Origin of the sequence: Bartonella sp. MM73XJBT, from assembly GCF_028618465.1 — a bacterium.
Lineage (GTDB): Bacteria > Pseudomonadota > Alphaproteobacteria > Rhizobiales > Rhizobiaceae > Bartonella.
Map to the genome: position 1 here is coordinate 37,515 of NZ_JAQISY010000007.1, position 25,607 is coordinate 63,121.

At 38.4% G+C, this 25,607-nt stretch carries 21 protein-coding genes and 1 pseudogene; 15 read left to right on the forward strand and 7 right to left on the reverse strand.

Going from position 1 to position 25,607, the window contains the following annotated elements; genetic code table 11:
• Positions 1-32: 32 nt before the first annotated feature.
• Both PVV69_RS03810 and PVV69_RS03815 read left to right on the forward strand, forming a co-directional pair.
• Entirely contained in the window at positions 33-599 is a 567-nt protein-coding gene (locus tag PVV69_RS03810) for a F0F1 ATP synthase subunit B (protein WP_273756513.1), read from the forward strand.
• Positions 600-610: 11 nt separating this feature from the next.
• The gene (locus tag PVV69_RS03815) at positions 611-1,105 is read left to right on the forward strand and encodes a F0F1 ATP synthase subunit B (RefSeq protein WP_273756514.1); all 495 of its coding nucleotides are present in this window, start codon (positions 611-613) and stop codon (positions 1,103-1,105) included.
• An 843-nt stretch (positions 1,106-1,948) separates the two neighbouring features.
• On the opposite strand, the gene glyS is transcribed toward PVV69_RS03815, so the two are convergent.
• The 4 genes from glyS to PVV69_RS03835 all read right to left on the reverse strand — a co-directional run bounded on the left by glyS (position 1,949) and on the right by PVV69_RS03835 (position 8,047).
• Positions 1,949-4,174 carry a glycine--tRNA ligase subunit beta gene (gene glyS, locus PVV69_RS03820; RefSeq protein ID WP_273756515.1) on the reverse strand — a complete coding sequence of 742 codons (2,226 nt, stop codon included), beginning with the start codon at positions 4,172-4,174 and terminating at the stop codon, positions 1,949-1,951.
• On the reverse strand, positions 4,174-5,118 hold the full coding sequence (locus PVV69_RS03825) for a glycine--tRNA ligase subunit alpha (RefSeq protein WP_273756516.1): 945 nt from the start codon (positions 5,116-5,118) through the stop codon (positions 4,174-4,176). The genes glyS and PVV69_RS03825 overlap by 1 nt, the downstream gene beginning before the upstream one ends.
• A 120-nt stretch (positions 5,119-5,238) precedes the next feature.
• A complete protein-coding gene (locus PVV69_RS03830; protein WP_273756517.1) occupies positions 5,239-6,936 on the reverse strand; it encodes a tetratricopeptide repeat protein in 1,698 nt (565 codons plus the stop codon).
• A 94-nt stretch (positions 6,937-7,030) separates the two neighbouring features.
• Positions 7,031-8,047, reverse strand: coding sequence for a polyprenyl synthetase family protein (locus tag PVV69_RS03835; RefSeq protein WP_273756518.1), 1,017 nt, complete (start codon positions 8,045-8,047; stop codon positions 7,031-7,033).
• A 231-nt stretch (positions 8,048-8,278) separates the two neighbouring features.
• On the opposite strand from PVV69_RS03835, the gene PVV69_RS03840 reads away from it, so the two are divergent.
• From PVV69_RS03840 to PVV69_RS03870, 7 genes are all read left to right on the forward strand, one after another.
• A complete protein-coding gene (locus PVV69_RS03840) occupies positions 8,279-9,070 on the forward strand; it encodes a tRNA1(Val) (adenine(37)-N6)-methyltransferase (protein ID WP_273756519.1) in 792 nt (263 codons plus the stop codon).
• A 192-nt stretch (positions 9,071-9,262) separates the two neighbouring features.
• Positions 9,263-10,111 (forward strand): S49 family peptidase, encoded by an 849-nt coding sequence (locus PVV69_RS03845; protein ID WP_273720794.1) that lies wholly within the window; start codon positions 9,263-9,265, stop codon positions 10,109-10,111.
• Between the two features lie 255 nt (positions 10,112-10,366).
• The gene (locus tag PVV69_RS03850; protein ID WP_273756520.1) at positions 10,367-11,275 is read left to right on the forward strand and encodes a 4-(cytidine 5'-diphospho)-2-C-methyl-D-erythritol kinase; all 909 of its coding nucleotides are present in this window, start codon (positions 10,367-10,369) and stop codon (positions 11,273-11,275) included.
• Positions 11,276-11,490: 215 nt separating this feature from the next.
• Entirely contained in the window at positions 11,491-12,132 is a 642-nt protein-coding gene (locus PVV69_RS03855; protein WP_273720769.1) for a ribonuclease HII, read from the forward strand.
• Positions 12,129-13,091: an L-threonylcarbamoyladenylate synthase gene (locus tag PVV69_RS03860; protein WP_273756521.1), complete on the forward strand. Its 963-nt coding sequence runs from the start codon at positions 12,129-12,131 to the stop codon at positions 13,089-13,091. Before PVV69_RS03855 ends, PVV69_RS03860 begins: the two co-directional genes overlap by 4 nt.
• 2 nt (positions 13,092-13,093) lie before the next feature.
• Positions 13,094-14,503, forward strand: coding sequence for an FAD-binding oxidoreductase (locus PVV69_RS03865; RefSeq protein WP_273756522.1), 1,410 nt, complete (start codon positions 13,094-13,096; stop codon positions 14,501-14,503).
• 150 nt (positions 14,504-14,653) lie between these two features.
• Positions 14,654-15,181 (forward strand): DUF6101 family protein, encoded by a 528-nt coding sequence (locus PVV69_RS03870; protein ID WP_273756523.1) that lies wholly within the window; start codon positions 14,654-14,656, stop codon positions 15,179-15,181.
• Between the two features lie 131 nt (positions 15,182-15,312).
• Here the strand turns inward: PVV69_RS03870 and PVV69_RS03875 are convergent.
• Both PVV69_RS03875 and purD read right to left on the reverse strand, forming a co-directional pair.
• Positions 15,313-15,975 (reverse strand): annotated as a pseudogene (locus tag PVV69_RS03875) (tyrosine-type recombinase/integrase); the annotation flags it as partial.
• Positions 15,976-16,735: 760 nt separating this feature from the next.
• Positions 16,736-18,010: a phosphoribosylamine--glycine ligase gene (purD, locus tag PVV69_RS03880; protein ID WP_273756559.1), complete on the reverse strand. Its 1,275-nt coding sequence runs from the start codon at positions 18,008-18,010 to the stop codon at positions 16,736-16,738.
• Between the two features lie 89 nt (positions 18,011-18,099).
• Between purD and ubiA the strand changes: the two genes are divergently transcribed.
• The gene (ubiA, locus tag PVV69_RS03885; protein WP_273756524.1) at positions 18,100-19,104 is read left to right on the forward strand and encodes a 4-hydroxybenzoate octaprenyltransferase; all 1,005 of its coding nucleotides are present in this window, start codon (positions 18,100-18,102) and stop codon (positions 19,102-19,104) included.
• A gap of 918 nt (positions 19,105-20,022) precedes the next feature.
• On the opposite strand, the gene pdxH is transcribed toward ubiA, so the two are convergent.
• Positions 20,023-20,646 (reverse strand): pyridoxamine 5'-phosphate oxidase, encoded by a 624-nt coding sequence (pdxH, locus tag PVV69_RS03890; protein WP_273720762.1) that lies wholly within the window; start codon positions 20,644-20,646, stop codon positions 20,023-20,025.
• Between the two features lie 321 nt (positions 20,647-20,967).
• On the opposite strand from pdxH, the gene PVV69_RS03895 reads away from it, so the two are divergent.
• From PVV69_RS03895 to PVV69_RS03915, 5 genes are all read left to right on the forward strand, one after another.
• Positions 20,968-21,870, forward strand: a complete 903-nt coding sequence (locus tag PVV69_RS03895) for a J domain-containing protein (protein WP_273756525.1) — start codon at positions 20,968-20,970, stop codon at positions 21,868-21,870.
• A 122-nt stretch (positions 21,871-21,992) separates the two neighbouring features.
• A complete protein-coding gene (fabI, locus tag PVV69_RS03900; protein ID WP_273720760.1) occupies positions 21,993-22,811 on the forward strand; it encodes an enoyl-ACP reductase FabI in 819 nt (272 codons plus the stop codon).
• Positions 22,812-22,958: 147 nt separating this feature from the next.
• A complete protein-coding gene (gene aroC, locus PVV69_RS03905) occupies positions 22,959-24,059 on the forward strand; it encodes a chorismate synthase (protein WP_273756526.1) in 1,101 nt (366 codons plus the stop codon).
• A gap of 3 nt (positions 24,060-24,062) precedes the next feature.
• Positions 24,063-25,169: a 3,4-dihydroxy-2-butanone-4-phosphate synthase gene (gene ribB, locus PVV69_RS03910; protein ID WP_273756560.1), complete on the forward strand. Its 1,107-nt coding sequence runs from the start codon at positions 24,063-24,065 to the stop codon at positions 25,167-25,169.
• Positions 25,170-25,176: 7 nt separating this feature from the next.
• Positions 25,177-25,431: an exodeoxyribonuclease VII small subunit gene (locus tag PVV69_RS03915; protein ID WP_273720758.1), complete on the forward strand. Its 255-nt coding sequence runs from the start codon at positions 25,177-25,179 to the stop codon at positions 25,429-25,431.
• The last annotated feature ends 176 nt before the right edge of the window (positions 25,432-25,607 follow it).

The window sequence follows — 25,607 nt, forward strand, 5'->3', positions numbered from 1 at the left end:
TTTTCATTAAGTTATTTGGAGGATAAAAAAGGATGTTTGTTTCCAGCGCTTATGCACAGACCACTGAAGCATCGATAGAGCATATCAAGAATGCAGCAGGGCATGTAGATCGTGTATTTCCGCCTTTTGATTTTGTGCATTTTGCTTCACATCTTTTTTGGTTAGCGATTTCTTTTGGTTTTTTTTATCTCTTCATCTCTCGTGTGATTGTACCGCGTATTGGCGGCGTTATTGAAACACGTCGAGATCGAATCGCATCTGATTTGGATCAGGCAATGCGTATGAAGCAAGAAGCAGACACCGTGGTTGAAACTTACGAACGCAAATTAGCAGAAGCACGTTCACAAGCATATGTTATAGCACAGGCTGCTAGTGAGGAGATAAAGGAAAAGGCTGAACTTGAACGCAAGGAAATTGAAGCAAGTTTAGAGAAAAAGCTAGCAGATGCTGAGAGAAAGATAGTAAAAATACGAGATAAAGCTATGCAAAATGTTGGCTCAATTGCTGAAGAAGTAGCTTCTGAAATTGTAAAAAAATTGATTAATGTTGATGTTAACAAAGAGATTATTCATTCAACTGTTAAAGCTGCGGATTACTAAAGGATACAAAAATGACTGATACTTTTTGGGCTTTTGTTGGATTAGTTCTTTTTTTGGCTCTTTTGGTCTATTTCAAAATTCCACAGATGGCGGTGCAGCATCTTGATGCACGAGCAAAACGTATCAAAGATGAACTTGATGAAGCTCTGCGCCTTCGTGAAGAGGCACAAGAATTGCTGTCTGAATATCAGCGTAAACATGCGGAAGCGGAAAAGGATGCGCAAGAGATTATTGCAGCAGCTAAGCATGAAGTTGCAGCTGTGGTTGCTGAGGCGCGTGCAAAAGCAGAAGAGTATGTAAAGAATCGCAATAAATTGGCAGAGCAAAAAATTGCTCAAGCAGAAGCTGATGCGGTAAGGATGGTTTCTTCATCTGCTATTGATTTAGCAGTTTCTGTTGCTCGTACGCTTATTGCCAAAGAGTTGACTTCTAGCAAAGAGAATGAGCTTATTGAAGAGGCTCTTTGTGAAGAATCCCTTACTAAAATAAAAACATATCTTAATTAATAGCTTAGGCTTTTTAGAAAATTAATCCTTCACAGTACAGTTTCTTTTGAAGAATTGAGTTTTTACGTCTTTCGAATTTATCTCATGATATTAATTGATATACTTCATTGAGGTATATCTCTACAGCTTTCAGGCTTATCTTGGAATGCCGTTCATAAAGATGATAACGCAAGAACCATAAGATATGGCTATTTTTATCTTTATGAAAACATGAAGATTTCCTCGTCATTTTATTGATAAGCTCAAAATGTTGCAACAGCTCTTGTATTAAGATATTTCCTGAAAAGCCTATAGGCTTTTTTCTCAAAGAGTTTTTATCCATATATTTATTTCTCTTATAAGAGATAAAAAGATATTTTTTACCATGAAGAGAGTTCGAAGAGAGATATTTTTACTTATTTTATATTTTCTTTTAGATATCTAAAACGGTAAATTATCATTATCAATTCATGCGCTATTTTCTGAGGATGTACTAAATTTTTCACGAGCTATTATACTATCAAACACCATCATATAAGGTGTATAAAATTTTACAGATGAGATATGGAGATGAGTATTCAGTGTGTAGAGTGTCTTGCAGAACTTATAAGTAAACCGCATAGAATGATCAGATAAGTGAAGTTTGCCAAGAAAAGTTGAACTGTTTACAGAGAGGCACTGGTAGAATCCTTGGTTATTTAAAGCAGGGAAAAAGTCAGAAGTATTATTTACAATTATAAATTTTACAATGAATGAAATTTCTCTCAAGTTTTATAATGATATTTTCTATATTTAGTGCTCAAAATACTCAAATAGAATTCTCTTCTTTTTTAATATTTTTTCAGTTGAGAAGATGTTTAAATTTTAAATTACAAGTTTTGAAAAATCCGCTATTGCTTCTGTACTGGTATGAATACGTCTAAGAAGAGCAAGACGATTAGTACGAATATTAGGATCTTTATCATTTACCAATACTTTTTCGAAAAATCTATCGATCAATTTTCCCAGTGGGGTTAGGATATTGAGTGCATTTGATAAGTTTGTTGCACGGATGTCGTTACAAATCTTATCTTCTATCTCAATAATTGCTTGATAGAGTTGTATTTCTTCTATCTCAATAAAGAGCTCAGGATTAATTTCATTTATTATTGTTGCTGTATCTTTTTGAAATTCGTTCTCAAGAATATTTACGGTACGTTTCACGGCGGCTAAAAAATTACTTCCATCACTTGTATTGATAAAAACGATGAGTGCTTCGACGTGACGTGCAACGAGCAAAAAATCATCAGCATTTTTACTTAAGACTGCTTCAATAGCATCATAACGTGCACCTTCCTCTTTGAGATAAATTTTTAAACGTTCATGGAAAAAAACTAATAGATCTGATAAAATATATTCTACTTTTTCCAGAAAGCGATTTGGCGATTGTGTATTTTCTCTTTGCGATGTCTCATATTCTTTTTTTTGTTGTAAAAAAAGATTTGCTGCCAAATGAAACAATGGCATAAGATTAATTTTCCAGTCACGCAAAAGCACAAGCCTAATAATTCCCAATGCTGCTCGTCTTAATGCATAGGGATCTTTTGAGCCGGTTGGTTTTTCATTAATCAGCCAAAAACCGACAAGCATGTCAATTTTATCAGCTAGCGCAATTGTTATAGCAAGAGGCTCTTGCGGAATGCGATCTGTTGGGCCAAGAGGTTTATAGTGGTCTTCAATTGCTTCAGCTACGCGAGGATCTTCTCCCTGAAGAAGAGCATATTTTCTTCCCATGAGTCCTTGCAATTCAGGAAATTCTCCGACAACTTCTGTTTGCAAATCAGCTTTTGCAAGTACTGCTGCACGTTTTGCTAACAAAGGATCAGCTTGCACCAAAGGAGCAATTTTTTGTGCGAGTGCAGCGATGCGTTCTATTCTTGCACCTTGCGTACCTAATTTTGCATGGAAAATTACATTTAAATGATCAAGTCGTGCCATTCTTTGATCGAGAGGCTTTTTAAAATCAAGATCAAATTTTTTTATAGAAGATTCTAAGTTTTTGATATCAGGCAGATCATGCTGGTCTGTTTGCCAAAAATAGAGTGCATCCGAAAGACGAGCACAGACAACTCTGCTATTCCCCTTAGAGATTTCCTTGCCCTCGTCACTTGCAAGGATATTAGAAACAAGAATAAAATAAGGAGAAAGCTTAACTTTTTCACCTTGTTTTCTTGTTACAAAACATTTTTGATTGGCTCGAATGGTTAAGCGAATAATTTCTGGAGGAATATCAAGGAAAGATTTATCAAAATTTCCCATAAGCACCACAGGCCACTCAACGAGTCCTGCGACTTCTTCTAAGAGGGCACTATCTTGAACCAGCTCTAAGCCATTTGCAAAGCAAAGATTTTGGGCATCTGCCAAAATAATATTCTTTCGCTTTTCCGCATCAAGGATAACTTTATGGGCTTCAAGTTTGGTAATATAATCCTCAAAGCGGCGAACTTGGATTGGTTTTCCGTCACTTAAAAAACGGTGACCATAGGTCAGATTATTGCTTTTAAGGGAACCAATAGTAAAGGGAACGACATGCGTTTCACCAATTTCTGGTCCAAAGATGCAGAGAATATTTTGTAAAGAGCGAATCCATTTCAGTGCTCCACTTTGTTCTGAATCTTTTCCCCAGCGCATAGATTTTGGCCATGGAAAATTGCGAATAATATCCGGTACAATATCAGCGATAATTTCTTCTGCATTCCGGCCTTTTTTTATGATCTTAGCGATATAAAATTCACCTTTTTTACTATCATGCGCAATATGTGCTTCAGAAATATCCCTTAGACCTGTTGAGCGTAGAAAGCCATCAATCACATGCTGTGGTGATTTTGTACTGGGACCTTTACGTTCTTCATGGACATCTTTTGAACGCAGTGAAAGGCCACGGATGTCTAATGTTAATCGACGAGGTGTCCAATATTCACAGGCAGCTTTATAGGTTAAACCTGCATTGACAAGTTGATCTGTTACACATTTTTTGAGATCAGCGGCAGCTTTTCGTTGCATGCGTGCTGGGATTTCCTCGCTAAAAAGTTCAAGAAGAAGATCAGACATCAGGCTTCTCCTTTAGTATGTATTTGTCCTGCCTCTGTGTGTAAGAAGGCTTCTCCACAGCGGCGTGCGAGATCGCGAACGCGCAATATATAACTCTGTCGCTCAGTTACAGAAATAACACCCCGTGCCTGTAAAAGATTAAAGATATGGCTAGCTTTAATACATTGATCATAAGCCGGTAAAACACACAAGTGCATGCCATTTTCATGATTTGGTTTTCCCGCCTCAAGAAGTGCAATGCACTCGCGTTCTGCGTCAATAAAATGTTGATGGAGAAGACTAGTATCAGCAAATTCAAAATTATAGTATGAATATTCTTGTTCTGCTTGTAAAAAAATATCTCTATAAGTTATTTTGTCTTTTCCCTCTAAACCATTAAAGTTGAGATCATAGACGTTATTAACACCTTGGATATACATTGCTAGACGTTCAAGCCCATAGGTGAGTTCTCCTGAAACTGGAGCACATTCAATGCCACAAACCTGTTGAAAATAAGTAAATTGAGAAATTTCCATTCCATCACACCAACACTCCCATCCCAGTCCCCAAGCTCCAAGCGTTGGACTTTCCCAATCGTCTTCAACAAAACGGATATCATGAAGTTTTGTATCAAGACCAATCGCTTGTAGCGATTTAATATAAAGCTCTTGTAAATTGAAGGGCGAGGGTTTGAGAAGGACTTGAAATTGATAATAGTGCTGTAAGCGATTTGGATTTTTACCATATCGCCCATCTGTTGGGCGTCGAGAAGGTTGGACGTAAGCCACTTTCCAAGGGCGTGGTCCCAGAGAGCGCAGTGTGGTGGAGGGATGAAAAGTTCCAGCTCCAACCTCCATATCATAAGGTTGCAAAATTGCACACCCATAATGAGCCCAATAATTTTGCAAAGTTAAGATAAGTCCCTGAAAAGAACGTTTGGGATTAAGATGTTCAGGCAGTTTCACACTTTATACTCTTTAATACGTTATACTCTTTTTAATATTTAACCAACAGACAGCAACCAAAGGAGTTTCAGCCTCTATCACTGTCTATTATTTCATGTGCTTGTGGTCAAGCATCGTTGTTTATTGCAAGCCAAATTTCAATTTTTTTTCGATTTTTTTGGAGTCTTTTGCTTCATTATCAATGGCATGATTCCATTGAAAGATTGCTTCATGTTTGCGTCCGACTTGCCAATAGGCATCGCCTAAATGATCATTTAATGTTGGATCTTCAGGTTGCAATTTAACAGCATTTTCTAATATCTGCACAGCTTTGTTATATTGTTTAAGCTTGTAATAGGCCCATCCTAGAGAGTCGAGGATATAACTGTTTTGCGGCTGTAATGCAGAAGCTTTCTGGAGCATGTTGAGCGATTCCTCAAGTTTTTGATCACGATCAACAAGTGAATAGCCTAGATAATTAAGAACTTGCGGTTGATTGGGAACAAATTCAAGAGCTTTTCGCAGGTCGCTTTCAGCTTTTGACCATTGATCTAGACGTTCGAAAGCAATACCACGTTGATAAAAGAGTTTCCAATCATCTCGTTGAAAATTTTTTATCTGCGCAATAGCACGATCTAGGACTTTTGTAGCTTCTACAAATTTATGATCTTGCATATAAAAGGCAGCCAGCGTTATCAACATAGCGCGGTCATTGGGAAATTTTTTATTTAATGCGTTAAGTAATTTGATAGCTTCATTGTAATTATTGTGATTGGCAAGAAGAAATGCCAGCTGAAGCTGTCCATCTTTATAATAAGGCGACTTAGGTGGTAAAGCGCGATAAAGTTTAATGGCTTGATCAGGATTATCTAATTTAGCAGAAATAAGCGCGAGTTGGAACAGCGTTGCATCACTTTGAGGATAAAGGGCAAAAGATAATTGTTTGAAAATACGTGCAATTTGTCCTGAGTTTTTATAATTGAGTGCTGTTCCAAAGTTGTATAACACCTCACCAGCTCCCTGTTGAGGTGTCTTAATTAATCTTTCTAAGGAAGCACCTTTTTCAATTTTTTTCAGGATATTTTTAAGAACCTCTCGGCCTGACAACATTTGTTCGCCATGCTTCATAGTTTGAAGAGCCTGATTGCGCATGTTATGGCGCAATTGGAATGAGGCGTAGGCTATAATAATACGCTCATAGGTATTAGGAGCTATAAGATTCCCTTGTTTGTTATTGAGCGCCTGTATGAAATGTTTTTTTGCTTCTTGTGTTTGCTCTGCAAGGTCGTTCATAAGTGCAAGATGATAATGTATAAAAAGGCTATACCAAGCAGGTCCTTTGATCTTTTCAAGATCAGCAATTGCTTGAGCTTTTTGTCCAGAACCGAATGTGATCCATGCACCGATGAGTTCAGGTATTGGATTATTATGACGTGCAGGAGGTCCTTTTAATTGCAAAAGAAGTTGAGCATTCTTGTAATCTCTTTTGATGAGGCTTTCTATCGACAATGTCAAGGACACAAAAGGAGTTATAACATTTTGTTCTTTAAGTTTTTTTGCTTGCTGAACAGCTTCTTTAAAGTTTCCCACAGAAAGCATAGCTTCAAGGAGTTCTTTTTGTGTTTCAATGTTATCAGGTTTGTAAGAGAGTGCTTGTTCAAAATAATGAATGGCAAGATCTATTTTATTTTCATGATTTGCCACTCTTCCAGCTAAATAGGCACCCGTAAATGATGTTGGATTTATAGTGGTGTTTATTTTGCTAGAGGTTGCTGATGGCATCAGCATGATACCCACGATAAAGAATGTCAAAAAGCGGGATACCGTTGCATTGCACATAGGGCTAATCCTTTTCAAGATAATCAATCGATTGTATAGTTTATAGATCATGTCCGATTACTTTGTTGAAAAATATTGTGTTTCCTGCCAAGTATCAGTTTATGCGTGCAATACAAAAATCAACAGTCTCAATAAGAGCATTGTAGGCAAGATTTTTGTTGAGGTGGGCAAGAGCGTCAATTGCACGCTTTCCATAAAGGCGAGCTTGTTCTATGGTATCTGTGAGGCTATCATATTTTTCTATTAAGTGCCGTGCATATGCAAAGGCTTCATTATTGTTATGACCGTCTTCAAGAGCTTGTTTCCAGAATGCTTTTTCTACCGTATCACTACGTGCATATGCGAGAATAACAGGCATTGTGATTTTTCCTTCTCTAAAATCATCCCCTATATTTTTTCCCAAATTTTGAGCAGAACCACCATAATCAAGTGCGTCATCAATCAATTGAAAAGCTAGTCCTAGCAATGTTCCATATTCACGCAATGCAGAACGCTCTTTATCTCCATAGTCCGCAATAATTGGTCCGACTTCAGCGGCAGCTGAAAAAAGTGCTGCCGTTTTTGCATTGATAACTTTGAGATAGTCTGAAGCGCTGGTTTCAATGTTTTTTGCAACAGAAAGCTGCATCACCTCTCCCTCAGCAATAATTGCCGCAGCATTTGCAAGAACAGAGAGCGCTTCTATAGAACCAACATCAACCATCATTTTAAAAGCTTGTCCCAACAGAAAATCACCAACAAGTACGCTTGCTTGATTTCCCCAAATCATTCGTGCAGTAGATTTTCCTCGTCGTAACTCACTCTCATCAATCACATCATCGTGTAATAAGGTTGCTGTATGCATAAATTCAACGGCTGTTGCAAGCCTTATATGCCCTTCATTTTGATAACCAAACAGATGAGCGGAAGCTAGTGTGATCATTGGACGTAAGCGTTTTCCACCTGATGAAATAAGATGGTTAGAAATTTCAGGGATCATTTCAACCTCTGATTTTGCCATAGAGAGGATCAATTGGTTGACGCGCTCCATATCATTTTTGGTAAGATTAATGAGGGATTGGAGGGATATTTGATTGTTTTTTGTTTGATCTAGTTTTGTAGCTACGCGCAATATGTTTACTCCCAGAGTATTGCAATGGACTTATGTAATTTCTATTTTGTCCCTAACATAAAGGGGGTTTTGTTTTGACACAAGCTTTGGATGATATTTGCAAGAAATGTTTTTAAATTTATGGAATGTTGCTGTGATAAAATTTCAAGAGTAAAAGTTTGAAATAGCTTTGTTTGAGCAGTACTGAATAAGAAATAAAGACAGTTTATAATAAAATTAGGCTTATCATAAATGGATAAAACAACGAATCAGACTGATGAAACAATAGACAGTTTTCATCGCGGGAAGTTTTATTTGGTTCAACCACGCACCTATGGTCATCGCTCTGGAATGGATGCTATGTTGTTAGCCAGTTTGGTTCCCAGTAATTTAAAGGGCAAGGTTGTTGATTTAGGAGCGGGTACTGGTGCAGCAGGTTTGGCGGTTGCTGCGCGTTGCCCACAAGTTTATGTTACATTGGTTGAACGCTCAGTTTTTATGGTATCTTACGCACAAAAAACGCTTCAGCTCAAACAGAATGAAAAATTAGCTGAGCGAATTTGTTTGTTAGAAGCAGATGTTACTTTGAAAGGGAAGAATCGTTTAGAAGTAGGATTGGTGGATAATTCTTTTGATTTTGCGATTATGAATCCACCTTTTAACAATCCAGCCGATCGCAAAACACCGGATAAACAAAAGTCTGAGGCACATGTTATGCCTGAAGCCATGTTTGATCATTGGCTACGAAGTGCAGCCGCAATTGTTAAGCCAGGTGGATATTTAGGATTAATTGCACGTCCGCAATCATTAAATGATATTCTCTACGCTTTTAAAGGGCGTTTTGGTGGTATCTGTATCATTCCCGTTCATGCACGTGCAACAACGGCAGCAATTCGTATTTTATTTTATGCAAAACGAGGAAGTAGAGCGGCCTTGTCTATATTACCGGCATTGATTATGCATGAGGGCAGTAGCCATGCTTTTTCACCGCGGATTGACGCAATCAATAATGGATGTATAAGTTTGTGGGAACTTTTAAAATGATATCTTGTATTTTTCAAGTTATTATTTAAATTCAAACTTAGATCTTTAACCCTCTAAAGGAGATTTAGATTTTGAGTGAAGTGGGATGTGATACTATATTTTGGCTTTGTTTAGGCAATTTTGTGTTTAGTTATGTTGTTCCCTTTTTATTAGTTTATCTTTTCTCCTAGCTTATAAGGAAGTTTTATTTTGATGGAAGTTATCAAAAATCTTATTCCGCATCGTTTTTATTCTAGTAAACTTGAAATCCCTGTGGTGCGCCTTCATGGGGCGATTATGGATTCAACGACACTAATGTCACGTACGCTTTCCTTGGGGAGGTGTGCGAGTCTTTTAGACAAAGCTTTTGCATACAAAAAGGCACCGGCTGTTGCACTTATTCTTAATTCTCCTGGTGGTTCGCCGGTGCAATCGCGTCTTATTTTTAAACGCATCCGTGATTTGGCAGAGGAAAAAAAGAAACAGGTTCTTGTATTTATTGAAGATGTAGCTGCATCGGGTGGTTATATGATTGCTTGTGCGGGGGATGAGATTTTTGCTGATCCTTCTTCGATTGTTGGCTCTATAGGAGTTGTGTCAGCTTCCTTTGGTTTTCCTGAGCTTTTGAAGAAAATTGGTGTTGAGCGGCGTGTTTACACGGCAGGAAAAAACAAGGTTACCTTAGATCCATTTCAGCCTGAAAAGAAGGCAGATATTGAGCATTTGAAATCTCTACAACTTGAAGTTCATCAGACTTTTATTGATTTGGTTAAAGAACGGCGTGCAGCGAAGCTATCAAATGATCCGGATATTTTTACAGGAATGTTTTGGAGTGGGAAGAAAGGCATTGAACTTGGCCTTGTTGATGGATTGAATGATGTACGTTCTGTTATTAAAGAACGTTTTGGGGATGATACAAAACTTCGATTAATTACGCCTCCAAAAAGTCTTTTAGGACCTAAAACGCCTGCAGGAGTTACGGCTCATGTGGTTTCTACAGCAGTTGACAGTGTATTTATAACCGCACAAGAGCGTGCACTGTGGCAACGTTATGGTTTGTGATGAGGGCGACAATTTAAGAGCTACGCGGGAGAGCTAGTAATTTTACCTAAAAATACTTGTAAGAAAGAACGAACTTGAAATGGTGCGAATGATTGCATTCAGTTTATTGTGTATAGCAGCTTTTCATATTTATTATTTAATAAGAAAACGGTTGCAGAAGATGTTCTGGGGAGGAGGGGTAGAAGAAGCTAAACCGAGTACAAAAAAACGGGGTAGGTTGGTAAAGGATCCCTACACAGGTGAATATTACGTCAGATGATCTCGGATGTACGAACTTCATTCAAAGGTTATTCTTATAGATTCACCCCCATTAAGCTGAATTTGGCTTTGCATGTTGTTGGACAGCGCGCTGATGGTTATCATTTAATAGAAAGTTTGGTCTATTTTAGTCTCAGTGGTGATTGTTTAAGCTATGCTTCGTGTAAAAATGATCACTTTATTCTAACAGGTCCATTTGCAAAAGGGCTTATTGCTGATTCAGATAATTTGGTTATCCGCGCACGTGATTTTATGCGCAAGACCTTTCCTGAAAATGCTAAACCAGCTTTTTTTAAACTTGTTAAAACATTGCCTATTGCTTCAGGTATTGGTGGTGGCTCTGGTGATGCAGCGGCTGTTGTGAGTATATTGCATCAACAGTGGAATCTTGATGATTCTTGTGAAAAATTAGCAGAAATGAGCGTCATTCTTGGTGCCGATGTACCAATGTGTCTTTTGGCATTGGAATATCAGCAGCCGCTTTTTGTCAAAGGAATTGGCCAAGATATTACACGAATAAAGGAAGCTTGTTCTCTTGCAATGGTGTTAGTAAATCATGGACAACAGATTGCAACGGAAGCTGTTTTTAAAGCTGTAGAAAAGCACAACCATTCGCCTCTAAAGATTGATCCAGAAGCTCTGAAGACAGTTGATGCATTGGTTGAGGCGTTACAAGAAACGCGCAATGATCTTTTTGCTCCTGCTTTGAAAGTTGCGCCTCAATTAAAGGAAGTGTTATCCATATTAGATGGGTGTGGCTCTCTTTTTTCTCGCATGTCTGGAACGGGAGCAACTTGTTTTGGTATTTTTAAGAATCAACAAGCAGCACAAAAGGCAGCTCTTTTTATTAAATCAATGCATCCAAGTTGGTTTGTGCAACCGATTATGACTTTAGGAAAGATTTAAGAGAGAAAGATTTTTGTTATGTGCAATGGAGAGATTAGATACTAGAATAAGTATTTTTGGTTTCTAGATCAGAGGGGCACATGCTAAGATAATGTTTAGTGGAGGAATCAGAGAGTGGTGCGAAGACTCTATATTTAAGCTCTTTTATTTCTATGCTTGCAGAAAAAAGCAGGCTGTGAAATGGTGTATTTCTTTGTATTTGTGATTTATAAAAGATGTCTAATCTACCACTTCAGCCGAATTTTTCATATGAATTAGATTTGCAAAGCCAAGGTTTTTTTCATATAGCAGGTATTGATGAAGTAGGACGTGGGCCTCTTGCTGGGCCTGTAGTAACCGCGGCAGTCATTTTGGATAAAGATCATATTCCTGATGGGTTAAATGATTCAAAGAAGCTGTCTTTTCTACAACGCGAGAAATTCTATAATGAAATTTTACAAAATGCATTAGCAATTTCAATTACGAGTCTTTGCGCCCATACGATTGATCAGTCTAATATTAGAAAAGCAACTTTAGAAGCAATGCGTCGCTGTCTTACAGGATTAGCAGTTCCAGTTCACTATGCACTCATTGATGGACGTGATATTCCTTCTGAATTACCATGCCCAGCAACTGCTTTGATTAAAGGTGATCAACGTTCGGTTTCAATCGCAGCAGCATCTATTATTGCTAAAGTAACGCGGGATCGGATGATGGAATATGCAGGGCAAATTTATAAAGGCTATGGTTTAGAGAAGCATGTAGGATATGCAACGCGAGCACATCGTGTTGCTCTTGATAAATATGGGCCAATTGTGGGATTACATCGTTATAGTTTTGCTCCTCTCAAATGGCGCTATAGGAATGATGTTTTATGACAATTCTGCCTCTCAATAGCGCTTCGATAAAGCAAGCCGTTGCACTTCTTGAACAGGGGAAGTTAGTCGCTCTACCAACAGAAACGGTCTACGGATTGGCTGGTGATGCAACCAATGGGAGGGCAGTAGCTTCTATTTTTTCGACAAAGAGGCGTCCACAATTTAATCCTCTTATTGCTCATGTCAGTAGCATTGATATGGCGCAGCGCTACGTTGAAATTGATTTTCTTTCGCGTCGATTAATGGAGGTATTTTGGCCAGGACCTTTAACATTTGTTCTTCCTTTAAAGGTACAGCATAATATCCACCCTTTAACCACTTCTGGTCTGAATACACTGGCTGTTCGTTTTCCCAATAGTCGTTTTGCAGAAATTGTGGAATATTTTGGTCGACCTCTTGCTGCTCCTAGTGCCAATCAGTCAGGGCGTCTTAGTCCTACTTCGGCTGAAGCTGTTTTTGCATCTTTAGGGAGATCTGTTCCTTTGATACTTGACGGAGGAGTTTGCACAATAGGGATTGAATCAACAATTATTAAGGTTTGTAATGAAGATATTTACCTTTTGCGTGCTGGAGGGCTTGTGGTGCAAAAGATTGAAGAAGTTGCTGGAAGATCTTTAAAACGGATAGATCAGCGGGTTACGATTGAAGCACCAGGTATGTTAAAATCGCATTATGCACCAAATGCTGCGATTCGTTTGAATGTAGATAAGGTTGAAAATGGTGAGGCCCTTTTAGCATTTGGTAGACAACGCATTATGGGGGCTGAAAATGCTATTTCTGTTTTAAATCTGAGTGAGAGTGGACAGCTGGAAGAGGCCGCCTCTCATTTATTTCAATATTTGAGAGAATTGGATTCATTAAAGGTGAGATCTATTGCAGTAGGACCTATTCCAACATATGGATTAGGTGAGGCTATTAATGATCGTCTTATACGTGCAGCGGCTCCAAGAGAGGATTGAAGATGGAGAAGGAGTTAATTGAAAAATTTACAAAACTTGTTGGAGTTGGGAATGCTATAACAGATCAGGCATTGATTGCACCCTATTTGCTTGAAGAACGCGGACGATTTCATGGGAAAACATCATTGCTTTTACGACCATCTTCTCCTGCAGAAGTGTCGTCAATTATGCAACTCGCTAGCCAATCGCGCACACCGATTGTACCGCAGGGGGGAAATACGGGGCTGGTAGGTGGTCAACAACCAGATGAAAGTGGGAACAGCGTTCTTTTATCTATGGAACGACTTAATAAGATAAGATGTATAAATCTTGAAGGTAATTTTGCTGTGGTGGAGGCTGGAGTTATTTTACAAGACTTACAGAAAAAAGCAGATGAAGCAGGTCGTTTTTTTCCTCTTTCTTTGGCTTCAGAAGGTTCCTGCCAGATAGGGGGAAATCTTTCATCTAACGCTGGAGGAACAGCTGTCTTAGCTTATGGAAATATGCGTGAACTTTGTCTTGGTTTGGAAGTCGTTTTGCCTGATGGTCGTATTTTAAATGATTTACGTTTTGTTAAGAAAGACAATAGCGGTTATGATTTGAAAAACCTTTTTATTGGAGCAGAAGGCACTTTAGGAGTTATAACAGCAGCGGTCTTAAAATTGTTTCCAAAACCTAAAGGAAAAGCAGTTGCTTTAGTTGGTTTATGTAGTCCAGCTAAGGCTCTAGAGCTTTTATCTCTTGCACAATGTTATGGAGGAGAGATGTTGACAGGTTTTGAGCTCATGGGAAAACTGAGCTTACAAATGGCTTTAGACTATAAGATGTGTGATAGGTCTCCTCTTGAACAGGAGCATGAATGGTATGTATTGATTAATGTTTCATCATTACAGGGGGAAAATGAAGCCTTTTCAGTGCTTAGTGTTATTTTGGAAGAGTCTTTAAAGGATGCTGTGATAGAAGATGCTGTTGTTGCACAATCGTTAAAGCAGCAAGATTTTTTTTGGCAATTGCGTGAAAGTATATCACCTGCACAGAAATTAGTAGGAGCATCCATTAAGCACGATATTGCAGTACCTATTGCGTCCATTCCTGATTTTATCTCCGATGTAGAAAATATTGTTGAAGAAATTGTTCCAGGTGCGCGGATAGTTTGTTTTGGTCACATGGGCGATGGAAATTTGCACTATAATATTACCCAACCCGTTGAAGCTGATCCTGCAGTATTTTTGCAGTTATGGTCACAAATGAACCATAGTATTCATAGTTTAGTGATGCACTATCAAGGTGCGTTTTCTGCTGAGCATGGAATTGGTCAACTTAAGCGTGAGGAACTTCGTGCCTTCAAATCGCCTGTCGCATTGGATATTATGCAAGCGATTAAGAAAGAGCTCGATCCTTTAGGGATTATGAATCCTGGAAAAGTCTTATAATGCAAGAGAGATAAATTGTATCATGTGTTTTTGTTTAGATTTCAATAACCAAAAAAGAAACCAGTTGTTTTTTATTCAATCTTTTAATAATCCAATGAGAAAAAGCTGTTAAAGGGTGTAGTATTATTAAAATAAATTGGGACACTATATATGGCTAATCAATGCTTTAATCAGGCAAAAGCGGTGCTTGAATTTCGGTTGGATCCGTGCCATTTGCCACAAACAACAACCTATTTTTCATCAAAAACGGGCAATAAAATACTTTGTTCGTTAAGTGAACGTGGTGTTTTCTTTAAAACAGAGACCCCTTCAAGCTTATCGCATTTAATGCCCTCTTATCATTTCAAAGGAATTGTAGCACGTACTGTAAAAACGCATTCAGGAGAAAGAGCCGTTGCATTAGAATTGCTGCATAGAGATGAGGAAGTTTGCATCCCCCTTTTAGTTTCTAGAGATTTGAATAATGTTCTTTTAGACTGGCGCTTATGGGCAGATACTTATGATCTTCCTATGCTTATGATCAATGAAGATAATCGTGTTATTGTTGTCAAAGATCGTTTCGATTTACGCCGGTTCTTTTATAAAACTCTGCATTCTAAGCAAAAGCGTTTCTCACTTCGTTATAGCAATCCGTTAGGTTTGCGTTTGGTTATCGCGAATCGAGTTACCCTACAGTAGATCTTATATGCTTTCATGTTTTAGGATTATGCTGCCATAGCTGTTTATTCTGCTGTGTTTTGCTTTTGATTATCAATAAGAGTTTTGCTGGACAACATATGTTGACAGAAGGTTTTCGCGTTAGATATTTTTATTATTTTAAAGGCAAAAATAATATCTTTCCAATCCATGGCTGTTATATTTTGTGTTTTATGGAGTTGTTGACGTAAAAGAGCACGTGCTTTTTCTACTGCCTGTAAATCAACATCCAAACCTAATGCAGCCGCATGTTTGAGACACATATTGAGACGCTTGAGAGCTCTATAAGCAACTCCAGCTTTTGTATGCCAAATGGGGGTAAGAATATTGCGTATCTCTATTTGCGTAATCTCTGAAACCGGTAAACAGCCTAATTTTGGTAGAATATAAAGGCGTAAAGGCGAAAACCAGTTTCCATTTTTACCATCCCCTTTTAATTCAGCTTTACGACTTTCAAAAGCATCTAGTGCAATATCTTTTAAATAATGAAGATTGCTTACTGCTTCACGCTTTTGTTTGTTGCGTTCTTTAATGGGGTCACGACCCTCACGTAAAACAGAACGCCATTGGTTTGCTAATTCACGGGCTTGTTTTAAAGAGACATGTCTTAAGGCACCCAAACCCATTTCACGACGGCGCCCGTGAATGGTATAACGATAAAGCCATTGAGCACCTCCATCTTTACGCTTATGGAGTAACAAGCCGGCACCATCATTATATTTGCCAGCTCCCAATGTTGCGACAGCCCTTGTATTAAGACGGTTCATAAGAGCCATTTTTAGTCCTTTCTTATACAATTTTTACTAACACACCAGCCCCGCTTTTGACGTGCAAGCAAGTGATATTAATTGATTCAATCTGAGAGGGTTTAGAATGAAAAAACCTTACTATATTCGGGTCTTTAATTCAACATGCAGAACAGTGAATTATCTATATAAATCAGTGTGTTGCTAGCACCAGGCGCCTTTATAGGCTGTCAATTGAAAACAATATTAACCCGTAAGGATTTAGTTATGACAAATATAGCAAAAAACCCCCGTTATTTCTTCTATTTCAAATAAAACCGCCCTTGTTAATAAACAAGAGCCTACAAAAAAATACGAATTTACAGGTGAAACAATAGAGGTCGGTGATTATACTCTTTATCGCATTCGTGCTTTAAGGGATTTTGCCAATGTAAAGGCGGGGAACCTTGGCGGCTTTATACATAAGGTTGCAAATTTAGCTCATAATGGCAATTGCTGGGTCGGTGGCGATGCCATAGTTTATGGCGATGCGCGGGTTTTCGATAATGCTTATGTTTCTGATAATGCAAAGATTACTGGATCTGCTAAAACTTATGAAAATGCAAGGGTTTATGGCAATGCTAGCGTGCATATTAGAGCTGAGATTTATGGAAATGCACAAGTCTATGAGAACGCATTGATTTATGGCAATGCTGAGGTTTATGATAAAGCATGTGTGCTAGGAAGCTCTCAAGTTTATGATAATGTTCATGTTTATGAAAAAGCTATAGTTAAGGAAAGTTCAAGGAATTCAGCTTTTTTGCGCAATGGCTCTCCAACCAATATCGCGGCGGACAAAACCTTCGGGCCAATCAATACAATCGACAGCTTCATAGGCGCGCTTTTGCGCATGTATGACGGTTTTGCCCATTGCTGTTATATTTAAAACGCGTCCACCATTGGCAATGAGTTCTCCATTGCTCAATAGAGTGCCAGCTTGAAAAACTTTCACATCAGAAAGAGCCTTTACCTTATCAAGATTACGGATAACAGTACCTTTTTGGGGAGATTCTGGATAACCTTTTGCAGCCATAACGACAGTCAAGGCAGTTTTTTGAGACCATTGCAGGGGCTTTTGTTCAAGATTTCCCTGAGCAGCAGCAAAAAGAATTGGCAGAATGTCATCTTCAAGACGCATCATTAAAACCTGACATTCAGGATCGCCAAATCGCACATTAAATTCAATAAGTTCAGGTCCTTTTTGTGTTATCATCAATCCGACAAAAAGAATACCTCTAAAGGGAGATCCCATTGCATTCATACTATGTAGAACCGGTTCAACAATCTCTTTGAGAGTACGATCAATTATTTTTTCGGTCATGATAGGAGCTGGTGAATAAGCCCCCATGCCACCGGTATTTGCTCCAGTATCACCATCCCCCACACGTTTATGATCCTGAGCTGATCCAAAAGGCAGGGCAATTTTACCATCACAAAGACAAAAGAAGCTTGCTTCTTCACCTTCAAGAAAAGACTCTACAACAACTTTTTTTGCCACATTGCAGGAGGTACTTTTAAAGCAGGCATCAACAGCATTAAATGCTTCTTCCATAGTTATTGCAACGACAACACCTTTACCGGCCGCTAAACCATCATCTTTAACAACAATGGGAATACCTTGTTGCTGAATATAGGCTTTGGCTTTTGCAGAATCATCAAAGCATTGATAGGAGGCTGTAGGAATGTTATTTTTACGGCATAGATCTTTCGTAAAAGCTTTTGAACCTTCCAACTGGGCAGCTTTTTGAGTAGGTCCAAATACACAGATACCAGCCTTATTAAGGGCATCTGTTATACCTGCAACGAGTGGTGCTTCTGGTCCAACAACGACAAGATCAATAGAATGCGTTTTACAAAAGTCAATGACGAGAGAATGGTCATCAATGTTTAAATCAATATTTTCACCATGTTCCATTGTTGCAGGATTTCCAGGAGCACAATATAATTTCGTTAGCAGTGGCGATGCTGCTATTTTCCACGCCAAAGCATGTTCGCGTCCGCCCGAGCCGATAAGAAGGATGTTCATCATTTGCTCCTATCATAGAAGATAATTAAATTGATTCTTGTCATAAGAATGAAATGCCTCTATCGCAAGACTAAAGGTAAGATTATTTAATGAAAAAAAGTAAAAATATTGCACATATTCAATCCTGCGAGAATCAGGGACGAGTGATGGATGCATCTTCCAAACAGTGGGTCTATCGTTTTCTGCCTGCTTCGATATGGTTTTATGCTCAATTAGCACGTTGGGACCGTCCTATCGGGTGGCAGTTACTGATGTGGCCTTGTTTTTGGTCAACAACGATGGCTTTTCTCTCTTATAAAATGCACCAATTACCTTTTATATCAATGTTCTTTCATTGGTGTTGGTATCTCTTTCTGTTCTTTTTAGGTTCTGTAGCGATGCGGGGGGCAGGGTGTACTTGGAATGATCTTATCGATCATCAAATTGATTCTCAGGTAGAGAGAACACGTTCTCGTCCATTACCAACAGGGCATGTGAGTCGTTTTCAAGCAAAGCTTTTTATATTGGTGCAATGTTTGGTTGGTTTAGGCATTCTATCACAATTTAATAGATACAGTTTTTTTCTAGGGATTTCGTCATTGGTAGCAGTTGCACTTTACCCTTTTATGAAACGCGTAACATATTGGCCCCAGTTTTTTTTAGGTATTGCATTTAATTGGGGGGCATTAATGGGGTGGGCAGTTGTGTATGGGAGTCTGAGTTGGTCACCAATTTTACTTTATATGGGATCCATCTTATGGACAATAGGATACGATACAATTTACGCACATCAAGATAAAGAGGATGATGCTACAGTTGGGGTATGTTCTACGGCACTGCTCTTTGGTGAAGGCACCAAGCGTGCTTTGGTCTTTTTATATAGTGGTTTTGTGGTGCTTACCAGCTTGGCATTTTATTTGGCAGAAGTCCCTCTTATTAGCTTTTTGGGGATTTTTATGGCAAGTGTCCACATGTTTGTTCAAATTAAAGTCATTGATATAAATGACAGTTCACAATGTCTCAAGCTGTTCAAATCGAATTCGTTTATTGGTTTTGCGGTTTTCGCTGGTTTAATATGCGGTGGTATATGGATGATGTTTTATCCTGCGATTTAAGAATACGAAGCTAAAAATAAAACCATCGTTATGTAATGCTATCATGAATATGTGTTATAAGATATCGCTTTATCATGCTGACAGATTGTCATTCATATTGAATAACAACTTCAAAAACAATCAGTTTCTCTTATCTTAAATCTTTTTACATTAAATCAATGAAAATGATTTTCTTGCATGTTTATAAACATGGTTCCTGTGTAGGTAAAAACAATTAAAGAGAGAAGTAAAAGTGCTTTCTCTGAACACTCTCCAATATAAGAGCTGTTATAACACTGGGGCTGGCAAATGGTATGATATTGCCTGCATGTACTTGTGCAAGCGTCAAGATAGTGTGGCATAATGTTTTTTACGTTATATTCATGGGCACTGTCGTAAAAGAGCCTTGAGTGCGTTGAGAAATGTTTTTTGCAAAAAGCACATAAATGCGCAACAAAATGGCGTTCTGTTTTACATAAGGAACGTATCCCCATTCAAAAACGAGAGGACCAAAAATATGAAGCAATGCTTTCATTGATTTTTGAATTTCTTGTACTTTACAATTTGCATCGTCTGTCTACATTCTATTTAAGCTTTGTCCTTCTAGCCTTAGAAATCTTTCACAATGTAAAACAACAATCTTAATAAATTTTACTTCTTATCTAAGATAAACTGAAAACCAATTTAATTAAGGATATTCGCTCTCCCCTTTGTTTTAATATAAATTATGATTTCCACTTAGGTCGTTGGGATTGAAATAGGCAAGATTATTTTATCTTTCTACGCTCCATTTGAATATGACAGATGATCTCATTTAAGGTTCGCTGAATATAGCCTTTTCTTTTAAATCAATCTTGATCACTGAAACTTTATTGAAATTATACAGTAAGAAAATGATTATTATCAAAAAAATCCTCATAACCATGAAAGTTTGAAAAATTAGGGATAAAGTTTTTGCCTTTGCCAATTATCCTGTTCAACAGAATCGCGTGTAAAGAGCAAGCGGTCATGTAAACGAAACGGGCGATCACGCCAGAATTCGATAGAAAGGGGTTTAACGCGAAATCCAGACCAATAAGGTGGGCGCGGGATATTTCCGAGTGCATAACGTGTTGTATATTGGGCAATTGCTTTTTCGAGGACAAAACGGTCTTCTAATGGCCGAGATTGTTTGGACGCCCATGCACCAATTCGGCTACTACGCGGCCGGGATTGAAAGTATGCATCTGCTTCTTGAACACTGACTTTTTCAACAATGCCGCGAACTCTGACTTGACGGCGCAGTGACTTCCAGTGAAAACTTAAAGATGCTTTCATTGATTTTAAAATTTCTTTTCCCTTTTGGCTTTCATAGTTTGTATAGAAAACAAATCCTTGGGAACTATAATCTTTGAGAAGTACCATACGAACATTAGGTAATCCGGTTTCATCAACCGTTGCTAATGCCATCGCATTAGGATCATTTACTTCGTTTACGGTTGCCTCTTCAAGCCACTTTGCAAAAAGTGCAAAAGGTTGTTGCATTTGTATAAAATCGTCGTTTGTTTGTACTTTATTGCTCATAATTTCTCCGAATATCCGTGAGTATGAGTGAGAACTCCTTAATTTACTTTATCATTAAAAAAATAAAGTGCTGTTTTTTCTTATTTCGAAAAGCCAATGCCGTCATGTACTATTATGATATTTTAATCGTTTTTTTCTTTAGTATAGAATACAGTGAGCTATATTAAATAAAATATCTCTTTTATATGGTATTTTGGTTTCTTTATAGACATATAAAGGCAGAGAGAAATTTTCTTGAGAAAAGACTGATGAAGCTATGAGGAATATTGAACAACCGATCAGGTGATATTTTGAACACGGAAAAATTGAAAAGAGGGCAATATGCGTGATCCCTACACAATTCTGGGTGTGGCACGTACCGCAAAACCGCAAGAAATTAAATCAGCATTTAGAAAATTAGCCAAGAAATATCATCCCGACCACAATATGAATGATGCAAAGGCTAAAGAAAAGTTTTCTGAAATTAATCAAGCTTATGAAATTATAGGTGATAAAGATAAAAGGGCACAATTTGACCGCGGTGAAATTGATATGGAGGGAAAACCACTTTATCAAACTTATGGTGCTGGTGAAAATTTTAGCAATAGTCATAATCCTTTTTCAAGAGGTGCAAAAGGTTTTGATTTTACTTCCTCAGGAGGGGCAGGTTTTGATGCGAGTGATATTTTTCGTGATCTGTTTGGCAGAAGAGAAGGCTTTTCAAATTCTGCACGATATAATCAACCGCAACAAGGGGCGCATGTTCGTGCCAATCTTTCTGTCACATTGGAGCAAATGGTTGGTGCGGAAAAGGTTGAAGCCGTTTTTCCTAATGGAAAAAGATTAAAAATTAAACTTCCAGACTATGTTGAAGATGGTCAAACCATTCGTTTAAAGGGGCAAGGAGAAGAGGTGACTTATGGGCAAGCAGGAGATGCGCTGATAACCATTCACATTCAAAAACATCCTCGTTTTCGTGTTGAAGGAAGGGCTCTCCATCTTGATTTACCAGTTTCCCTAAAACATGCTGTTCTGGGTGCAAAAGAAGAAGTTGAGACTTTAGAAGGGCGTGTGGTTTTAACGATTCCTGCGTGGTCGAGCTCTGATCGTATTTTACGGTTGAAAGGAAAAGGGCTTCGTTTAAAAAACGGTACAAGAGATGATCTTTATATACATGTTCGTATTATGTTGCCGGAAGGTGGAGATGCTGGATTAAAACAATTTTTGCAAATGCAAAAAAGTTAACATTTGAGCGATATAAAAGCGTAGTTTTTGTTTGCTTTTAAAGCAATTGCTTGAAGAAAAAGTTGACCTATGCCATAGGCAGATAAATAATATTGATTTTAAGTAACAATGGGGCAGTGCTAATGGCTAAGGGTAATGGTTTATTATGCGGCAAGCGTGGTTTAATTTTGGGATTGGCCAATAATCGCTCTATCGCTTGGGGGATAGCTAAAGCAGCAAGTAATGCAGGGGCAGAGCTTGCTTTTACCTATCAGGGAGAAGCGATGAAAAAGCGTGTTGAACCTTTGTCTGAGGAAGTAAAAGGGTTCGTTTGCGGTCATTGTGATGTTTCTGATAGCGCGTCTATTGATGCGGTTTTTAGAGAAATAGAGAAGAAATGGGGCAAGCTCGATTTTTTAGTTCATGCGATTGGTTTTTCTGATAAGGATGAATTAAGCGGTCGTTATATTGATATCAGCGAATCGAATTTTATGATGACTATGAATATTTCTGTTTATTCTTTAACGGCTCTGGCAAAGCGTGCAGAGAAATTAATGTCAGATGGTGGTTCAATTTTAACACTGAGCTATTATGGTGCAGAAAAGGTTGTTCCCAATTATAATGTGATGGGAATTGCAAAAGCAGCTCTTGAAACGAGCGTAAAATATCTAGCAGTAGATTTAGGCCCCCAAAATATTCGTGTTAATGCTATATCTGCTGGACCGATCAAAACCTTAGCGGCTTCTGGCATTGGTGATTTCCGTTATATTTTAAAATGGAATGAATATAATGCTCCTTTACGTCGTACGGTAACGATTGAAGAAGTAGGTGATTCTGCTCTTTACTTTCTTTCAGATTTGTCTCGTTCTGTTACGGGTGAAGTGCATCATGTGGATTCAGGTTATAATGTTATAGGTATGAAAGCTGTTGATGCACCAGATATTTCCGTCGTTAAAGAGTAAAGTTTGGTTTACAAAGTTATTCTTCGATAATGGTAGTGTGAAAAAATTAAAATGGCTCATGGTCTTTTGTAATAAAAAGCTGTTTGTGTACACCTCAACGTAGACTGTAGTTGCCTATATTTTGACAGAGAAACGGGTCATTTTTGTATGTCGCATAATACGTTTGGTCATTTGTTTCGTGTAACAACATGGGGTGAAAGCCATGGAGCTGCTCTTGGTTGTGTCATTGATGGTTGTCCTCCGGGAATTGTTTTTACCCTTTCAGATATTCAATCCTATCTTGATAAACGCAGACCAGGACAATCTCGATATACAACACAGCGTAAAGAGCTGGATAAAGTAGAGATACTTTCAGGGGTTATGACTCAAGACGATGGAACCACATTGATCTCAACGGGAACACCGATTTCTCTATTGATTCGAAATACAGACCAACGTTCTCAAGACTATGGTTCCATTGCTCATCAGTATCGTCCTAGTCATGCAGATTATACCTATGATATTAAATATGGCGTTCGTGATTTTCGTGGTGGTGGACGCGCGTCAGCGCGTGAAACAGCAGCACGTGTTGCAGCAGGTGCTATTGCTCGTAAAATTGTTCCTGATTTGCTTATACGAGGCGCTGTGATAGCAATTGGTCCCCATATGATTAATCGCGATCATTGGAATTGGTCAGAGGTTGATAACAATCCTTTCTTTACGCCTGACGCAAAGATGGTACAGGTTTTTAGTGATTATATTCATAAAGTACGCAAAAGTGGTTCATCTGTTGGTGCTGTTATTGAGATTGTTGCAGAAAATGTTCCGGCAGGTTTGGGAGCACCTATTTACGCAAAACTTGATCAGGATATCGCATCATTACTCATGTCGATTAATGCCGTGAAGGGTGTGGAAATCGGTGATGGTTTTGCAGCAGCTTGCCTGAGGGGAGAAGAAAATGCAGATGAAATGCGGATGGGAAGTGATGGGAAACCATTTTTTTTATCCAATCACGCAGGTGGTATTTTAGGTGGAATATCGAGTGGACAGCCAATTGTCGCCCGTTTTGCTGTGAAACCTACTCCTTCAATTTTAACTCCTCGTCGTTCGATTGATGTTGATGGTAATGAAATAAACGTTGTAACGAAGGGACGCCATGATCCCTGTGTTGGAATTCGTGCTGTTCCTGTTGGTGAAGCGATGGTCGCTTGTGCTATTGCTGATCATTATCTAAGACATCGCGGTCAGGTTGGGTTATTGGGAAGGTGAATGATGGCGTATGACGAAAAAAATATTGTTTCAGCACTTCAAGCTTTTGAGCGTGGTGAAATTGTCGTGGTTACCGATGATGATGACCGTGAAAATGAAGGTGATTTAACGCTTGCTGCTGCCCATTGTACAGAAGAAAAGATGGCGTTTATCATTCGCCATACAACAGGTATTGTTTGTGCACCTATGCCAAAAGAGGAAGCACAAAGGTTTAATCTTGTTCCTATGGTATCGGATAATGATTCGGCGCATCGTACCCAATTTACCGTTACTGTTGATTTTAAACATGGCATAACAACAGGAATTTCAGCACACGATCGTACATTAGCAGTGTGTAATCTTGCGAATGCAAATGCTAGCGCAGACGATTTTGTTCGTCCTGGGCATATTTTTCCTTTGATTGCGCATCAAGGGGGCGTTCTCATGCGTTCAGGCCACACAGAAGCAGCTGTTGATTTATGTAAATTAGTTGGTTTACCGCCCGTTGGTGTTATTGGTGAATTAGTCAATGATGATGGTAGCGTGAAACATGGAGATGAAATTACAAGATTTGCACAAGCCAATCAATTACATATCATAACAGTTGCAGATTTGATTGCTTATCGCCAACGTAAGGAAATGTTGATTCAGCATGTTGGAGAAATGTCTATTGAAACATCAGCAGGCCCGGCTGTCGTTCAAAGCTATAAACTTCCTTGGGAATCTGTTCAACATATTGCAATTATTTTTGGGGATATCCGTAACGGTGAGGATATTCCTGTTTATTTGCATCGTGAAAATATTTTGAAAGATGTTTTTGGTCAATCTTCAGATATTACAGTTATCATGCAGCGAATGATGCAAAAAGAAAAGTGTGGTGTATTTGTTTATTTGCGTGAAGGATCTGTTGGTGTACAATCAGCTGTTAGCAGTCAGGAACGAGCAATGAAGGGGTTGGAAAAGCATGTGCAAGCGATTGAACGCGAAGAAGAATGGCGCCGGATTGGTTTAGGATCACAAATTTTAAAACATTTAGGGATGAGTTCTGTTATTCTTTATGCTTCTAAAGAGCATCATTATGTAGGTTTGGAAGGTTTTGGAATTCGTATATCCAGAACAGATATCTTGTGAGGATTACATGAAACAAGAGATAAAAAAGGGGGATATTACAGCGTTAAGTTTTGAAGAAGCACTTAAGCAACTTGAAGTGATTGTCGAGAATTTAGAGCGTGGTGATGTTCCTTTAGAACAATCGATTGACATTTATGAGCGTGGTGAAGCTCTTAAAAAACATTGCGAGAAGCTCTTAAAAGTCGCTGAAGCTAAAGTTGAGAAAATTCAGCTTTCAGAGGGAGGTGTTCCAGAAGGTGTAGAACCCCTTGATCCTGAATAATATTGGGTAATTTAAAGATATTTATTGCAGGATAAGAGATGCAGTAATGAAATTTAAAAGAGTGTATTTTATCGGTTTTTTTATGAAAGAAGTGAATAAATAAGAAAAATCTCAATCATCACCAATAGAGCATGTTTTCTCGTAAAAATATGTAAAATTACGAATAGAAAAAGAGA

Coding starts and splice junctions, on each gene's coding strand:
- PVV69_RS03810 (WP_273756513.1), top strand. CDS start 33: ATGTTTGTTTCCAGCGCTTATGCACAGACCACTGAAGCATCGATAGAG.
- PVV69_RS03815 (WP_273756514.1), top strand. CDS start 611: ATGACTGATACTTTTTGGGCTTTTGTTGGATTAGTTCTTTTTTTGGCT.
- glyS (WP_273756515.1), bottom strand. CDS start 4,174: ATGTCTGATCTTCTTCTTGAACTTTTTAGCGAGGAAATCCCAGCACGC.
- PVV69_RS03830 (WP_273756517.1), bottom strand. CDS start 6,936: ATGTGCAATGCAACGGTATCCCGCTTTTTGACATTCTTTATCGTGGGT.
- PVV69_RS03840 (WP_273756519.1), top strand. CDS start 8,279: ATGGATAAAACAACGAATCAGACTGATGAAACAATAGACAGTTTTCAT.
- PVV69_RS03845 (WP_273720794.1), top strand. CDS start 9,263: ATGGAAGTTATCAAAAATCTTATTCCGCATCGTTTTTATTCTAGTAAA.
- PVV69_RS03850 (WP_273756520.1), top strand. CDS start 10,367: ATGATCTCGGATGTACGAACTTCATTCAAAGGTTATTCTTATAGATTC.
- PVV69_RS03855 (WP_273720769.1), top strand. CDS start 11,491: ATGTCTAATCTACCACTTCAGCCGAATTTTTCATATGAATTAGATTTG.
- PVV69_RS03860 (WP_273756521.1), top strand. CDS start 12,129: ATGACAATTCTGCCTCTCAATAGCGCTTCGATAAAGCAAGCCGTTGCA.
- PVV69_RS03865 (WP_273756522.1), top strand. CDS start 13,094: ATGGAGAAGGAGTTAATTGAAAAATTTACAAAACTTGTTGGAGTTGGG.
- PVV69_RS03870 (WP_273756523.1), top strand. CDS start 14,654: ATGGCTAATCAATGCTTTAATCAGGCAAAAGCGGTGCTTGAATTTCGG.
- purD (WP_273756559.1), bottom strand. CDS start 18,010: ATGAACATCCTTCTTATCGGCTCGGGCGGACGCGAACATGCTTTGGCG.
- ubiA (WP_273756524.1), top strand. CDS start 18,100: ATGAAAAAAAGTAAAAATATTGCACATATTCAATCCTGCGAGAATCAG.
- pdxH (WP_273720762.1), bottom strand. CDS start 20,646: ATGAGCAATAAAGTACAAACAAACGACGATTTTATACAAATGCAACAA.
- PVV69_RS03895 (WP_273756525.1), top strand. CDS start 20,968: ATGCGTGATCCCTACACAATTCTGGGTGTGGCACGTACCGCAAAACCG.
- fabI (WP_273720760.1), top strand. CDS start 21,993: ATGGCTAAGGGTAATGGTTTATTATGCGGCAAGCGTGGTTTAATTTTG.
- aroC (WP_273756526.1), top strand. CDS start 22,959: ATGTCGCATAATACGTTTGGTCATTTGTTTCGTGTAACAACATGGGGT.
- ribB (WP_273756560.1), top strand. CDS start 24,063: ATGGCGTATGACGAAAAAAATATTGTTTCAGCACTTCAAGCTTTTGAG.
- PVV69_RS03915 (WP_273720758.1), top strand. CDS start 25,177: ATGAAACAAGAGATAAAAAAGGGGGATATTACAGCGTTAAGTTTTGAA.